Below are 14865 nucleotides of genomic sequence, written 5' to 3' on the forward strand. Positions count from 1 at the left end.
GACTTTAGGTTTTGTTTAAGAATATCTTGAAAAATAGCGCATGACACAGAATCCATAAAGAAAAATGCAAATCATTGTCAGCCGCGCACCAGCCGAACGTGATTGAAGCTGTGGTGATAGCTGCCGTAGCCACCACCATTATAGAAATCCACGCTCCACGCGAGGAACGTGTTGCCCGCAACAGGGGAACTAGACCAAACCCATGATGCAGGTGAGTCAGGAAACGCTTCTTGTACTATAGTTGGATGTTGATAGCCACCTTCACACCGTTTGCCATTATTCGGAAAATAGGCAGGTTTCCCGCTGCTACAGTAAACCAAGCTACGCAATTCCTCAATTGTCGGGAGTCGCCAATTGCTATGTCCTGCAAAGTTAATCTTCTGTGCCTTCGCCTCTTTCCAATTCATCTTTCGTGCTTCTCCCTGACAGCGACCATTCTGCCATGTCTGCCCAATTAGGCAGCGCATCCATTGGAGATTGGTTTTAACATCGGTTACAGTGCCGTCACCGTTGTCTCGATAACGGTCTTTAATCAGAGGTTTCTCATGTGCTTTAGATACAGGCGGGGAAGGATTTTTCTGAACAGGGTCAGGGGTAACGACGTTATTGGAAATGTTATTAGGTTTTATATTACCAGAGAAGGGCTGCTTAATCACACCCAATGCCAATGCCCAAGTTTCCACTGTCCAATGTGCTGCTTCGGGTTGAAGTGATAACTCTTCATGCAACCGTTTAATTAACTGCTGCAATAACATCTCCATAGGAATTCCATTGGGAGGATTTAATAGACTACTACCAATATCTTCCTCCAATGCGCTAATTAATAAACGAATCTCTTTTTTAGCAGTAGGACATAAGTCATTAAGTATCGCTTTACATCGTTTAGGCTCTCCACATAAACTTGTGCCATAACGACGAATCATCTCTTGTAAATGTTGACGAATAGAGCTATCCATTAGATTGTTTCCTAATGACTTTGTAGTAAAATTAAAAATAGAGACTTTAGGTTTTGTTTAAAACATAAAGTCTTCTTAATAATCCATAATACTAAATGCGGATTTCACCTTCAACCTTTCCGAAATTGATTTTTATCCCATTCGCCAAGGTGACACTGCGTCCGTGTTCTACATCGGAAATCGTCCCATCAGCCAAAGTAACCACCCATTTTTCTGCACTAAGGTTTTTCATTCCCCAAATAGCAGGATTTTTAGGATGGCGGGTCACTTCGCCCTCTACACCAGAATAATCAAAAAGTTTACTGGGGTTAAGATGATGCGGATACAATTTAGTGTCGTGGTTGAGCATCACCACATGCTGCCCTATTTTAATACGTGGTGGCGGCGTGGGAGTCTTTCCGCAGTTCCAACAATTTTCTAATTGTCCGTTGTTTTGCAAGGCCGTTTGATCATAAAACACTTCTGCCCCGCAATGCCCACAATAAATACGGCTATCACGCAACTTAGCCAATGCCTTACGCCATTCCGTTTCCCGTACTCGTCCATGCTGTGGATCACGAATCCCTTCAGTGAACGCTTTGGTAAATATCTCACGAATAAAAACAGGATAAATTGGCCAAAAAATAAGGGCATTATCATGATAACCGCGTTGCGGACGATTGCTGTCATTATGAGGGTCATAAATAAACACGGGATCAGTCCCGTAAAGTTTATTCATCGCAGGCAAATCAAAACATCTAATATCTGACTCTTTTTTACCCTCTAATGGATGATGTCCCATCAACAAATAGAACAACAAAACCGCCAATGAAAACAAATCCGATTGCGTATTGGGATCAGTCTCACCACGCACCACTTCAGGAGCCATAAAACGCGGTGTACCTCGCACTAGCGAATCCGTTTGTCCATCAACGCTAACGTTATCATTATCACAAATCAGCACCTCCCCCGTATTAGGGTCAAAAAACACATTGCCAAAAGAAATATCTCGATAACACAAACCTTGAGAATGTAACTGAGAAAAGCTATCAGCAAGTCCTATCCCCGCAGTCACCAAAGCCAGAAAACTTGGTTCAATGCGGCGCGTCATAAGGTCATTCAAACTTTTAAAACGCGCTTCACGTAAAGGCATAAAGTAACCAAAACCCTGCACACTGTCCGATTCAGCCAAAGCAAACGGCCATAAAAAACGCGATGTCGGTGCGCCTTTTTGAATAATGCTATGGAGTGCTTGATGCTGTTCGGGTGTGGAGGTATTAGGCAGATACCATTTTAACGCCACTGGTTTTTCACCCAGCTTGGCACGATACACTTCACCCTGTCCGCCACCGCCTAAAAAACTTTCGATATAGCAGTCATGCTGTGACTTCAAAGGTAATTTTTGTTTTAATTTCAACAATTGGTTCATGTCAATTTTCCTTGAATGAAACACTCAACATTTTCAGTATTTTCAGGTTAATATAACCCTTTAATTTGTTTGAGTTTTATATTTTAAAACTCACGCCAAATCAAACCCAAAGTGGTATCATCTCCACTGCCTGCTTGTGCCGTTTGTGCTAACCAATTTTCTAAATTGTGCTGCACAAACGCCATGCCTTCGTTTTCTAGCAAGGCCAAAAAATCGCGGCCTGCTTGGAAAAAGTCATCTTCTTCTACAAAAGAGTTACTGTAACCATCAGTACATAATAAAATTAAATCAGGTGGATCATCAATTAAAGGCTGAATCAAAACACGAAATTCTTTCCACGCATCGGGAGAACACAAAGAAGTCGTTTCATTGGCGATAAAACGCGCATCTTTGGACAATGGGCGATCTACTCGTCCATCGCGCCATACTGCAAGAATATCTCCGTCGCCGAGTTGCCAATAACCAATAAAAGTTTCCGTCACCACCACAGTCAACAACGTTGTGCCATACGCCAGTAAAGGGTTTGCATCGCCTAATATTTCACGTTCAGCAAGCGTAAACGGTTGCACATTATCATAATGTTCATGTACCGCATGTCGCCATTGTTTCAGCAATGTTTTTGGAAACTTAGTGGTTGCTTGGTTTTTTATTTCGCTTAAAAATAACTCATTATTTTTCAAGCCACTAAGTATTTCTGAAGCGCATTCAACAGCGCAACGACTCCCCCAATCACTACGCATACTGCGCTTACTGCCATGTCCATCTGCGATTGCAAAAAACAGAGGAAGATCATTAGGACAGGTATATTTCAATGCGTCTTGATTCGGTAAATCACCACGCACATGCTGGGGGCCGCGAATACTTGCCCCCAATGTCAGCCAGCGTTGTTCATTAACAGAACATGTCACGCCTACCATACGTCATCTGCTCCATCTGGGCCTGCGCTGGCAATCGTGACCGTTGGCATGGGTACATTCATTCCTACAGGCAAATCCCCTTTAGCTTGACTGGCAGGACTAGAAGCGGCTTTTAATACCGCAGTCGAAACCCAACGAATAAAACGCACCAATTGTTCTGCGTTATTCGCAAGCAAAGGCTGAATTTCAGAATGTCCGATAAATTCTTGTAAAATATCCATATCGGCATCTTTACCAATCGCAATTGAAATGCGAACGGCTTTTTTACCCCAAGGTGTTTCCATTAACGCCTTTAACCCACCATGAAAATCATCCGTAGGTTGACCGTCAGAAATCAACACCAACACAGGAGGCAAAGCACGTTCTCCCATTTTGCCGATTTCCAATTGTTCAGCCACCATACGCAAGGCTTTACCCATATCCGTCAGACCTTCGATCCCCAAATCTGTCCATTTAAACTCGGCTACAGGGGTTGGCTGTGAAATATGCCATTGTGCGCCACTGGAAAATTTAATGGCACGGACTATACCAAAATTATGTGAGATATAAAAACAAATTAAGTTCTAATATCTAGCTAGATATTAGGTATAAGATACTGTTTAATTTTATTAAACTTAAACACTTTACCTGACAAAAAGGTCTCAAACATACTAGTGACTTCTTTAAAGCTTGATAGACGATGAAAATTCTTTCTGACCCAATTCTTACCTTGAAGCCAAATATCCTCGACTGGATTTTGCTCTGGGGCATTGGGCGCAAATCTTAATAAACGAACTTTCCATTCTGATTCTGGAAGTCCCCCATTTAATTTCTCTAAATAAGTTCTTAAACCTTCAGAACGATGATAACTTGCACCATCCCAAATAATCACATGACGGGCTTCTTTATATCTGTAAATGAGCCAGTTAATAAAGTCTATCGTATATTTTGTATCAGCTTTCTTTGCCCTATCTAAAATAAATTCTCCCGTATAAATATTCACCGCTCCATACCACGTTTGAGAAGTGCGATAATTACTCATCTTTATTGACGTTCTTTCTCCTTTTTTCGACCAAACATAACCACAAATATCTCCCCACAACTGATGGCTTTCGTCTTGCATCCAGTACATTACCTCTCCACTTTCTATCTGTTCACGCTCCTTATCTATTAAATCCTTAATCTCTTTTTTTTTAGCTTCTACTTTTACCTCATCTTTTGCCGAATTCTCTTTGTGTGTCTTCTTATAACTTAAATTCGCTTCTTCTAATAATTTAGTATAAGAAGTATTTGAAGAATAGAAAACATCATACTCCTCTTTTAAGTATCTCTTTAGTTCCTCTATTGTTATTGTCTTCTTTTCTTGTATCCAATTAATCACATCTTCTCGTTCACGCGGCTTTAAATACCCTGGCGAGCCTTTATACGCTAACTTTAATCCTTCCACCCCTGACGCTAAATAAATGGCTTTCTATTTATCCACAAATTGCACACTGACACAACACGCTAAAGCCGCTTCCGCACGCACAAAACCAAGCAAAGACATTCTTACTGCCATCGCTCGCTTCACTTCTCTCGCTTCACCTGTTGACATTAACTCTTCTAAATCTTCATATCTCTTGTTCATTATTCTCTCCTATTTAAAAAGTATTATTATACGACTCTGAAAAAATTGGTATAACACCTCCGCATTTGGATTTTCCTTTGCCACATCCTGCATGTGCGGAATGGCATCACGAATTGCAGTGTTCAACGCTTGAATTTTGCCATCAATACTCATCGAACCTGAACAATCAGCAATCCAAATAAAATGTAAAGGGCGAGTCGCTATTGCACCGCCAGGAAGTTTTGTACTTAAAGTCATTTTTTACCTACTCCGTAGTGAAGACAATTGATATTGAATCCGTTTAGATATTAAGAATTGTAGAAATTAAATCTTTTACCCTGCTAATGCAGGAATTATCGACTTTATCTACCTTGTGAAGATTTCTTGCTTGTCTATCTAAAGACTTCATTTGGTCTGTCAAAACTACACCCGTAGTCTTGTTTGTACCTGAAAGGGGAACTTCAAAAGGATAACCTTTTGCTTGGTTAGTTATTGGACATAACCATGCGAACCCCGTTTTATCGTTAAAGCAATACGGACTGATGACCAAAGCAGGCCGTTTACCAGCCTGCTCGTGTCCCGCTTGTGGATCAAAATCAACGATTACGACATCACCAACATCTGGAATTTCACTCATAAGAGTTCATTTCCCGCGGGTTTTGATAGCATATCCTGATGTTTGTTTTCTTCAGTAATTTGGGAAAGGAGATCGTTCAGATTAGGTTTACATGGTTGAATGACTAAAGTTTTACCCTTTTGCACCAAATCAACCGTATCGCCTATATGTAAAGACGAAGTGTCTAAGATACTCTTAGGTAAACGAATTGCGGCACTGTTGCCCCATTTTGAGATTGTGGCTAACATAATTTGACCCTCTTGCTTGATTTTGTATCATCATTGTAGATACTCTTCGCAACTGGATCAACCTTATTCCGCTCTCAATTGCCCCCACGCGCAGGCATAATTATCTAAATCTTGTAACCAAGCCAACAAGGGCGCAGGAGTCCAATCTAAAGGGTGCATCGGAATTGTGCCTGTATAACCATTGGGATCGTCCAGCTCACAGTGCGGGCGATGAATCGGCGCAGCCGACCATGCCCGTAAAGGCGTACGACTCACTGGTACGCCTGCGATACTCGCTTGTGTTTCCAATGTGTCTAAATAACGCCCTTTGCTACGACGAATTTCTACATCCGCCGTCAAAGTTGGGTCTAAAATAAAGGCATCCACCCCATGCGGTCCCGGAGTCACTAACATGTAATCTGGATGGGTTTCCAACACTTCTCGACATTGAAAACCACTGGGATGCGATTCGTGACGCACAAAACGCGGTTCAATCCACAAAGTCATTTTCACATTGCGTTTGACAAATTGTACTTTTCCACCCAAAAACAACGCCCCCAACGGATCATCTTTAGAATACCAACCGATGTGCGCGAGACATTTCAAAATGTGCAAACCACACCAGCGTTGATACAAATACGGCGTATCCGCGACTTCTACCGTGTCGTTTAATACACGATGTAAAAAACTCGGCAATCCTTCTTCGGGCTGTTGTAAATAGCGGGCGTATTGCCGCAGACGTTGCCAATTGCGGGTGCGCGGAAAAGGCAACGGCGGCGCAGGAGTCGGCAATAACCGCACCTTCGCCCCCCGCACTAACAACAAGCGCGCATGATTCAATTTGGCTTGTGCGTTATAAAGACGGCCGCGCATCGCTAATAAAGTATTGCGATCATGTTGGGCGTAATCGGAGTGACTGTTTTGCAGCAACAAAGAATCTTCAATGTATTTACTCATTTGCGCGATCACTTGCTGCAAAGAATTGTCTTGTAATTCCAACAGATGCAACAACCAACGCAACGGCTGTAAATGCCCGTGATCGCGTGCCAGCGGCCGCTGCCAACGCACAGGCAACAAACGACGAGTCGTATCTTGTTGATAATCCATAGGTCGGTGCGAAAATTTACCTTGCTTGGGAACGGGACTGGCGTATTGCTCTGCGGCAAATCCCCCCTGATCCTGTTGCCATTCTTGTAATAATTTCGGCACCAAACCCGTCAACCAATCAATCGCTTGGAATAAAGCCGACGTACTGGCCACCGTACTTGCTGTGTTACCCACCAAGGTTTGTCCCGACTGCAACCCCGGAGCCAGCAATTCGCTAGAAAACGCTTTTAAATCGTCAATTAACTGCTTTAAAAACGCGCTCATGCTTGAATCACATCCCGTCCATCTTTTAAGGCTTCACCCCAACTGCTGATTAAATTGGCACATTTACGCAGATATTTACCGTAACTTTCGCGCCATTCTTCTAAACCTTGCAATAAACCATCGTTAGACGGATCGCCCACCAATAAACGCACTTTCGTTAATACTTGCTGTAATAACACCACATCTAACGCATCCCAAATACTGCTTAAATTCAATTGTTCTCGATATTCAATGCAGCGTTTCAACGAATCGGCAGCGCGTAAAGAAAAAGTCGCATCTTTGTACTTGAGTAATTCTTCTAATTCCTCAATGGCCATGATTTGCTTTTCTTCTAAAGTGAGTGCGGCGCGTTCTAAAGTGGATCGGGCTTCTAAAGTTAATTCCACAATGGCCGCTCGGTCTAACACGCGGGGAGATAAGGATAAAGTGGTGTGATCGTTATTAATCGTGGCGACAAAACGTAACGCGGGCGTTAAGAAAATTCGACTGCCTTGACTATTACTTACGCCGCGAATACTTTTACCACCCAATTCTAAAGTTCTTAATTTTTCTTGATCATCAGGATATTGCGAACGCACTAAAATATCGGCAAACCAATATTCAGGTTGACTTAAATTAAATTCTTCAAAAATAATTAAATAAGTACGCCGATCATTTTTACGCCAAGCGGCTTCTGCGCGAGCTAAAAAACGAGTAAATTCAGTGGGTTCAAATTCGTTACTGATGGGATTCACATAACCCAATAAATCTTCTCGTCCGCGCCACGTTGATCCGACGGTGACGATCAATTTACGTTCTGGATCGTCGATCAATTCGTTGGCCAGCGTACTTTTTCCTACACCGGGATTGCCCGTTAAAATCAACATATTACGACTGATCGACACGGTGATCAGGGCTTCTAACACTTCGCGGCCATACACAGAGCGGATTTTATCTTGACTGGTTTCTTTTTCTAACAAGCCGTAGGGAGGTAAACGTTTTAGATCGACGGTGGGGATATTTTCGGGCGGGATTTTTTTTACATCTAGGTTTTTTAACTGCTCAAAAGGCCCGCGTTGGATTTCTTGAATGACGGGGGGGAGTTCGGAGGGAGGCGTTTGCGCAGACAGCATTTTTTGTTTGACGCGCTGTACATCAATGCGCGCTTGTTCAAACCAATCGGCTAACCGTTGATGAAAATGGGCAAAACGCCCTTCATCTTCGGGTTCAAACCATGTTGAACTGGGGCCGATGGCTTGTTCTGCGGTTTTAAATAAATTTTCTACCGCGACGCGGTTAATTTCTTTGAGATAAGGGCCTTCTTGAATGGTGCGGTAATAAACCGTTAATGCGTGGGGTTGTTGAAAACGCACCCAACCATCGCTGTAAGGGATAATTTTCCATACCGTTTTAAAATCATTAATGCGAATACACTCCACATGTTGTACTCGATACGCCCCAAACACATAATCTTTGCTACGGGTATTAATTTCACTGATGCCACGCGGTTCTTGAAACCGTTTACCCCAAAATAACATAATCTGATTATTTAAGGCTTCGGGATAACGTTCTAATAACCAACCAATTCCTAAGTCATCAATTAAACAATATGGCGTTCCTTCTTCATACACATGAATGTGATAACAACGTGGGTCTCCCTGTTGGCAATAATCAGTACGAAATTGTTGTTTTGCTGAACAATTCCATGTTTCGGCATTGCGACAAATGCTGCCATCCCAACCTCGCCGATGTGAATTAATCGTACAACCCACAGCATTTCCAGCCGTAATAAAGTTCATTGTGTCTTTTTCCTTTGTGTTTTTTGTTTAAATAAACAATTGTTTAAAAATAAAAAGTCCGTATCGCTCATATCGTATTGATTCCCATTGATTAGGCGATTTTGGCATTATACGATACTGTGTCATGGATCGCTTGAATTTTGGTGAAGCATGAGGCGGATCAATGTTCTCCCTGCACGCAGGTCATAAAACCATCTATTTCACGACAGGAAACAGGATATTGAGCATTGTTTTGAAAATCAGATAAATAAAGAGGATGAACCACATAAATGGTATCAGACTTAATCACGCCTGTTCGTAATTCTTCAAACAAATCCTGACAATAAGCCGCGGTTCGTTCGACATCAAATCGCGCCACTTGTCCCGTATTAATGCTCAAGCCATGACGACCCGCCCAGTAAGCAAAACCCTGATAAGGTGCGGGCGGCTCGCCACAAGCGATAGGTGGCAGGAGGGTGATGTGTTTGTATTGGGCTGCTTGAGTCGCCCAAAATTCAGATTGTAAAGGATTTTCCCAAACAGGCAGCGCAGGATTCCAATGAAAAGCAGGATTACCCCGCGCTTGACGATGGGAGTAATAAACAGACGATAAATCAATCAGTTGAAGTGTTAAACCTAAGATTAAAAGCGATGCGGCCATGATTTGGGAGTTTCTTTTTATTAAAATGGCTAAAATCACAAAGATAATAAAGTAATGAACAGGCCAAAAAAATCGTCCAGTGCTTCTAAACATATTAAAAATATTCCAGAAACCACCTGAGAATTCAACCAAAACTAAACTGCCAAAAGTGATTTTATTACTCAATGCCAATAAGGTAAAAAAGAAACTGGCCACGATTAAAGGTAAAAAATAAAGTAACGTTTTGCGTTGGACAAATCTTTTTTGCATTTCATAAGCAGCCCACAATCCCATCATTAATACTCCAGCTCCCAAATAATTAAAGCCTTCATAAAATATACCAAAATTAAGTCATTCATAAAATTTTTCTGTCAGAATCAGAATTTTAGAATTAAAGAATAAAAAATCTGTTTAAAATAAATGAGTTGCAAGAATAAATTTTGAAAATTCTGATTCTGACAAAATAAGGATTCTACGAACCCTATCTTTTTGGTATAGCACCTAAAAATCCTGAAATAAGTACATTTTTTGATGTCGTAAATGGCGCAGTGAATAATAACGCCATCACCATTAAAATGAGTGAATAACTGCCAAAATATTCCCACCACGCATACGAATTAAGATCAGCAGGAGCTTGCCAAAATGACCACAAACCCGTTATCAATATTCCACTGATAAATAACGTCACTATAAAGCCCTGTAATTGAGACAATGGTTTTTTTAAGAAAAAAGTTGTTTTTAGCATATCATAATCACCTGAATGATTTTAACTTTAAAAAAACAAATGAAACCATAATTTATCAACAATAGAAAAATTAATGGATTTTATAAAGATTGGCAGGGTAACAAATGGGGATTCAATGAGGAATGGTAGAGTAAAATTAAAATTCTGACATTTATTTTTCTGTCTGAATCAAAATTTCCAGAATTCTTGAAATTCTGAAAATTCAGATTCCGACAAAATTAGCCTAATACATCCGCATCAACACCTTAATGTGCGTGGCAACGCTGCGTCCCAGTGAGTGCAATTCATAACCCCCTTCCAATGTCGAAACCACACGCCCTTCGCCAAATTTGTCCGCAATTAATAATAACTCTTGCGTAATCCACGCATAATCGCGCTCACTTAAACTCACGTGAGACATGTCATCATCTCGGTGCGCGTCGAATCCCGCCGAAATAAAGATCATTTGTGGTTCAAATTTATGCAACGCAGGAATACAATGATTCAGCATGGCTTCGCGGAATTTTTCACTTCCTGTATTTGCGGCTAAGGGAACATTGATAATGTGATCGCTGACTGTATCCGCGCCACAAAAAGGGTAAAACGGATGTTCAAAGGATGAACAAAATAAGACACGCGGCTCATTGCGAAAAATATCTTCTGTCCCATTGCCATGATGTACGTCAATGTCCACAATCGCCACCCGACGTAATCCGTAATGGTGGATCGCATGAGCCGCACCCACCGCAACATTGTTAAAAAAGCAAAACCCCATCGCCTGATCGTGTAACGCATGATGTCCCGGCGGACGCACGTTACAAAATGCCGCTTTCGCTTGCTTTTTCATCACCAAATCGGTCGCCATCACCAACGCTCCCGCAGCATGTAATGCGGCTTTAGGCGTTTGTGGCGTAATCAGGGTGTCGGGATCGAGGTAAGTGCTGGGTTTATGTTCAAAAGACAAAACATGTTCAATGTATTTTTTATCATGCACTCTGGCCAATTGTTCGCGTGTGGCTGCGGGGGCTTCGTAATGTCGAATAAAATCAAACAGTTTCGAGGCAATTAACTGGTCTTCAATCGCACTAAAACGTGCGGGGCATTCAGGATGTCCTACCCCCATATCATGGTGCATACAATCTGGATGGTAAAGATAAGCAATGCTACTCATAATGAATACGTCTCCTTAAAAAAATTATTCTTGTTTTCGGTCGCCAAATCAGAGTTAAAACCGATTCTTTTTTAGGAAATGCGCGATTAGAAACATTTCCCAATTGCCACATTATGTTGTGGAAGTGATCTACCAAAGCCTGTTATAAAATATCATGATTGATTCACTAATAACAAACCCCACGCGAAGTCCATGTAAAAAAATCTAAACGGCGGCTTACCCTACAGTGTAATGTGATTTTTATTTTATTCTAAATAAAGCCCAAATTCTCACGATTCCACTTGAAACACACGAAATCCCTGATTACCAAAACAATAAATCACAAATTGGCTAATATTTGCTTCAGGATATTCGCTTTTTAATCCCTCCACATAACCTGCAATTTGTTGGGTGTCTTCTGCTTGCAATTTAAAGTTTTCAATAGTCGTTTTAAATTTAGCAAATTCGGTATTGGAATAATATTTAAACTCAATCACCCAACGCAATCCTGCATAACATTCATTAAATTTTCCTACAAATTCTAAATCACTGCGCCCCGTGGGATAAGAACGCTCCACATGCCAAATAAACCAACGCGATAAATAACGACGACATAATTCGTAAAAAGTGGTGCGGTAAAAGTTTTCATTCATTTTCTGAAACACCGCTTCAGGCAATTGAGACACATATTCACGCCAATAGCCCGCAAATAACGGTTCTAATTGCGGCTCATTAGAAAAAGCCTGCATATATTCAGTGTGGCGTGTTGACACATCAATATGGTGCAATTGATTAAAATATTCAATAAAAATTGTCCGCATATTTAAATTAGGCAATTGCAAATAATAATCATCTTTGCGTGTCAACATGCCTAAATAAAAAAATGAAATAGGAAAAAAACTGGCATCAAAAAATTGATAACTATCAAATTTTTCTGTTAAAAAAGTTTTATCATAATGAATCGTGTTATGAACCACTAAACGATCCACAAATTCTTTAGTTAATTGTGGATTAGAAGCCGTTAAACGACGCACCCATGATAAATCTGTTTTTAAATTTAAATCAGTGAGATATTCAGGAATAGTATAATAATCTTGAAACCATGTTAAAAAGTACATGACTAAAGTAGAATTATATAAGGCTTCGCCATTAGGACTAACAAAATGATAGCCGTTATATTGATTTTTCATGACCGCAGTTACTGCTTCACGAGTGTCTGGATTAATATCATAATCGCGGTAAATTTCATCTAATAACGCATTGGTTTCATTTTGAGTAAATCCAAGCATATTTTCAAATTTAGGGTGTAAAGTAATAAAGCTGGCGACATTAAAACCAGAAGCCATGTCGTCAATTGCAATAGGCAATACTCCCGTAATAAAAATATTATAAATAGCACCGCTTTCTCGTCCTTGTTTTAAGGTTTTAAAAAAGGTTTTGAAAAATCCATTGTCAGCAGTCAATTGGCGATAAAGTTGATCGTGATTAGAAATAATTAATTGATTGGCAAAATTATCATATTCGTCGATAATGAGATAAATCGGTGGCGCATCTTGTTCACGTATATAGCGCAATAAATTGGTTAAATTTTCTGCCACTGATTTGTCAATATCTATTTCAGGCATATTATTGAGTTGATAACGTTTGCGTATAAAATTTAATTCTCCATTACAATAATGTCTAAAATTCTGCTCTATTTGCGCAATAGTTGCTCCTAATTCAATCACGGAAAAATTTAATGATAAAATCATAAATTGATTTTGATTGCCTGTGGGATTTTGTCCAATCCAAGTGTGTCCAAATAACGAAGCAAAACGCGCTTTTTCGCCTATATCATAATAATAACGCAAAATAGAGCAAAATAAGGATTTTCCAAAACGGCGTGGACGTAAAAATATGGGATTTTTAATGGTTTCTAATTTAGCAATATATTCCGTTTTATCGACAAAATAACCCTGATTGCAGACTATTTCTGCATAGTTAGCGACGCTATATAAAACTCTTTTTTTCATGATGTTACCCGAAACATTAGAAATCCCTGATGACTAAAACATGTTAATCCCCCCACAACACCACTTTTCCCTGCCCCGACTCCACCAATAAAATGCCCAATAACGCTTGATCTTTTTCCGCAATGACCGCCGCACCATGCCATTCTTCGCGCATGGGTGTTTCTTTAGAAATAAGCCATATTTCTGCGGATTCGGCGGGATTATTTTCATACTGGTGGCTGGCAATATAAATCGGCGAATGGTCAGGATTGGCAATGATCAAGGTGTTTTCTGGCACGGTGGCATGACGGCGCGATGTCCACGAATCAAACCCATGTGGAAAAGACAAAATCGATAAATCCCCCGATCCTTGCGCTGTCACAGAATCACTTTTTATGTCAACAACTTGCCCCGCAATCGTTAATTGTGCCGTGTTAGGCAAAGCATCAGACGGCGGCGTGACGATGGAACTTGGCACTAATAACTGATTTTCCGCGGAAGGTAAAACCCACGCCGTGCGCCGTTCATCTACTGTAAAACGCAATAAATTACGCCGTTGCCACGTTAAAACCGCTAATAAAGGTTTAGGATAATTTTCAGCTTCTGAATTCAGTGGCGCATAAGTTTCCCATTCTAACCATTCATTCTCAGGTTTATCGTGTAAAGTAAATTGCTGGCCATAATGTGCCAATGTCCCTGGATTAGGAGGAATGGCTAAAGTAATTCCACCCAACAATAAAGATTGGAATGAACCAATATTCATAGAAAAACCAGACCAACCTACCCCCATTTCTAAGCCACTGGTTTTCCAAAAACGAGTCTGCTGCCGAATTAAACCCACATAATCGGGTTGAATATAAACTTGAGCGCGAACCGCTCGCCCATTCGGGGTTAAATCTACCGCTAAAATCGTCCCTATTTTCACATCTCGATACAACACAGGCGCATTCACTTTTAAATTGCCGCGTGCCGTTGTGATTAAATCAATACTTAATCCGCCTGTTTCTAAAATCGCTAAAGCAGGAGTGGATTCTAATCCCGTAAATTTAAATTGATATGGGTCTTCGGCATGGTTGATTCTACCGGGCAACACATTGATATAATTGGCACCTAACATGGTTTCCAAACCGCCCACCGTGGTCATATCCACTTGCGGGCGAACAATCCAAAATTGACTTTTTTCTGTGGCCACATCCATAGCATTTTTCGCTAATTTAACATTGATTTCAATACGATCTAATTGTTCTGTCAATTGCACCGAATGCACCACACCAATATCAATTCCACGATAACGCAACGCATCGCCGATTTTTAAACCATGTCCTTGTTGAAAATAAAGTGTTAAAGACACCGTCGGCCGATGCCAATAATGATAAGCCAATAATCCCAACACCGTCATAGCTAATAATAAAAACAATAATAACGCCAATACTCCCCGTCGTTGTATTTTAGGCTGAACAATTTCTGTCACGGCTTGTGGAAAAGTCGGGTTTTCTAAATCTGCCATATTAAAACTCTCATTA

At 40.7% G+C, this 14865-nt stretch carries 16 protein-coding genes; all 16 read right to left on the reverse strand.

All coding sequences use genetic code 11. The annotated features are described in order from the left end of the window. Positions 1-77 precede the first annotated feature (77 nt). The 16 genes from TPSD3_RS01635 to TPSD3_RS01705 all read right to left on the reverse strand — a co-directional run bounded on the left by TPSD3_RS01635 (position 78) and on the right by TPSD3_RS01705 (position 14849). Entirely contained in the window at positions 78-956 is an 879-nt protein-coding gene (locus tag TPSD3_RS01635; protein WP_086486851.1) for an Lcl C-terminal domain-containing protein, read from the reverse strand. A 91-nt stretch (positions 957-1047) separates the two neighbouring features. Continuing rightward, positions 1048-2364, reverse strand: coding sequence for a protein kinase domain-containing protein (locus TPSD3_RS01640; protein ID WP_086486852.1), 1317 nt, complete (start codon positions 2362-2364; stop codon positions 1048-1050). Positions 2365-2447: 83 nt separating this feature from the next. Continuing rightward, positions 2448-3281, reverse strand: a complete 834-nt coding sequence (locus tag TPSD3_RS01645) for a PP2C family serine/threonine-protein phosphatase (protein WP_086486853.1) — start codon at positions 3279-3281, stop codon at positions 2448-2450. Then, the gene (locus TPSD3_RS01650; protein ID WP_217884347.1) at positions 3275-3700 is read right to left on the reverse strand and encodes a vWA domain-containing protein; all 426 of its coding nucleotides are present in this window, start codon (positions 3698-3700) and stop codon (positions 3275-3277) included. The genes TPSD3_RS01645 and TPSD3_RS01650 overlap by 7 nt, the downstream gene beginning before the upstream one ends. 155 nt (positions 3701-3855) lie before the next feature. Further along, positions 3856-4725: an IS630 family transposase gene (locus tag TPSD3_RS01655; protein ID WP_140048457.1), complete on the reverse strand. Its 870-nt coding sequence runs from the start codon at positions 4723-4725 to the stop codon at positions 3856-3858. Positions 4726-4731: 6 nt separating this feature from the next. Next, positions 4732-4887, reverse strand: a complete 156-nt coding sequence (locus TPSD3_RS17395; RefSeq protein ID WP_176329685.1) for a hypothetical protein — start codon at positions 4885-4887, stop codon at positions 4732-4734. A gap of 9 nt (positions 4888-4896) precedes the next feature. Continuing rightward, the gene (locus TPSD3_RS01660) at positions 4897-5124 is read right to left on the reverse strand and encodes a hypothetical protein (RefSeq protein WP_086486855.1); all 228 of its coding nucleotides are present in this window, start codon (positions 5122-5124) and stop codon (positions 4897-4899) included. Positions 5125-5167: 43 nt separating this feature from the next. Beyond that, positions 5168-5503: an endoribonuclease MazF gene (gene mazF, locus TPSD3_RS01665; protein ID WP_086486856.1), complete on the reverse strand. Its 336-nt coding sequence runs from the start codon at positions 5501-5503 to the stop codon at positions 5168-5170. Then, complete coding sequence (locus TPSD3_RS18275; RefSeq protein ID WP_086486857.1) at positions 5500-5730, reverse strand: AbrB/MazE/SpoVT family DNA-binding domain-containing protein; 231 nt, start codon at positions 5728-5730, stop codon at positions 5500-5502. Before TPSD3_RS18275 ends, mazF begins: the two co-directional genes overlap by 4 nt. 63 nt (positions 5731-5793) lie before the next feature. After that, positions 5794-7080 (reverse strand): hypothetical protein, encoded by a 1287-nt coding sequence (locus tag TPSD3_RS01675; protein WP_086486858.1) that lies wholly within the window; start codon positions 7078-7080, stop codon positions 5794-5796. Continuing rightward, positions 7077-8858, reverse strand: coding sequence for an ATP-binding protein (locus TPSD3_RS01680; RefSeq protein WP_086486859.1), 1782 nt, complete (start codon positions 8856-8858; stop codon positions 7077-7079). Before TPSD3_RS01680 ends, TPSD3_RS01675 begins: the two co-directional genes overlap by 4 nt. 160 nt (positions 8859-9018) lie before the next feature. Beyond that, entirely contained in the window at positions 9019-9816 is a 798-nt protein-coding gene (locus tag TPSD3_RS01685) for a DUF6311 domain-containing protein (RefSeq protein ID WP_483439868.1), read from the reverse strand. A gap of 142 nt (positions 9817-9958) precedes the next feature. Then, positions 9959-10222 carry a hypothetical protein gene (locus TPSD3_RS01690; RefSeq protein WP_086486861.1) on the reverse strand — a complete coding sequence of 88 codons (264 nt, stop codon included), beginning with the start codon at positions 10220-10222 and terminating at the stop codon, positions 9959-9961. Between the two features lie 223 nt (positions 10223-10445). Then, complete coding sequence (locus tag TPSD3_RS01695) at positions 10446-11372, reverse strand: histone deacetylase family protein (RefSeq protein WP_086486862.1); 927 nt, start codon at positions 11370-11372, stop codon at positions 10446-10448. 269 nt (positions 11373-11641) lie between these two features. Then, positions 11642-13363: an AAA family ATPase gene (locus TPSD3_RS01700; RefSeq protein ID WP_086486863.1), complete on the reverse strand. Its 1722-nt coding sequence runs from the start codon at positions 13361-13363 to the stop codon at positions 11642-11644. Between the two features lie 43 nt (positions 13364-13406). Then, positions 13407-14849 (reverse strand): MlaD family protein, encoded by a 1443-nt coding sequence (locus tag TPSD3_RS01705; protein ID WP_086486864.1) that lies wholly within the window; start codon positions 14847-14849, stop codon positions 13407-13409. Between the last annotated feature and the right edge of the window lie 16 nt (positions 14850-14865).

Source organism: Thioflexithrix psekupsensis (genome assembly GCF_002149925.1).
GTDB lineage: Bacteria > Pseudomonadota > Gammaproteobacteria > Beggiatoales > Beggiatoaceae > Thioflexithrix > Thioflexithrix psekupsensis.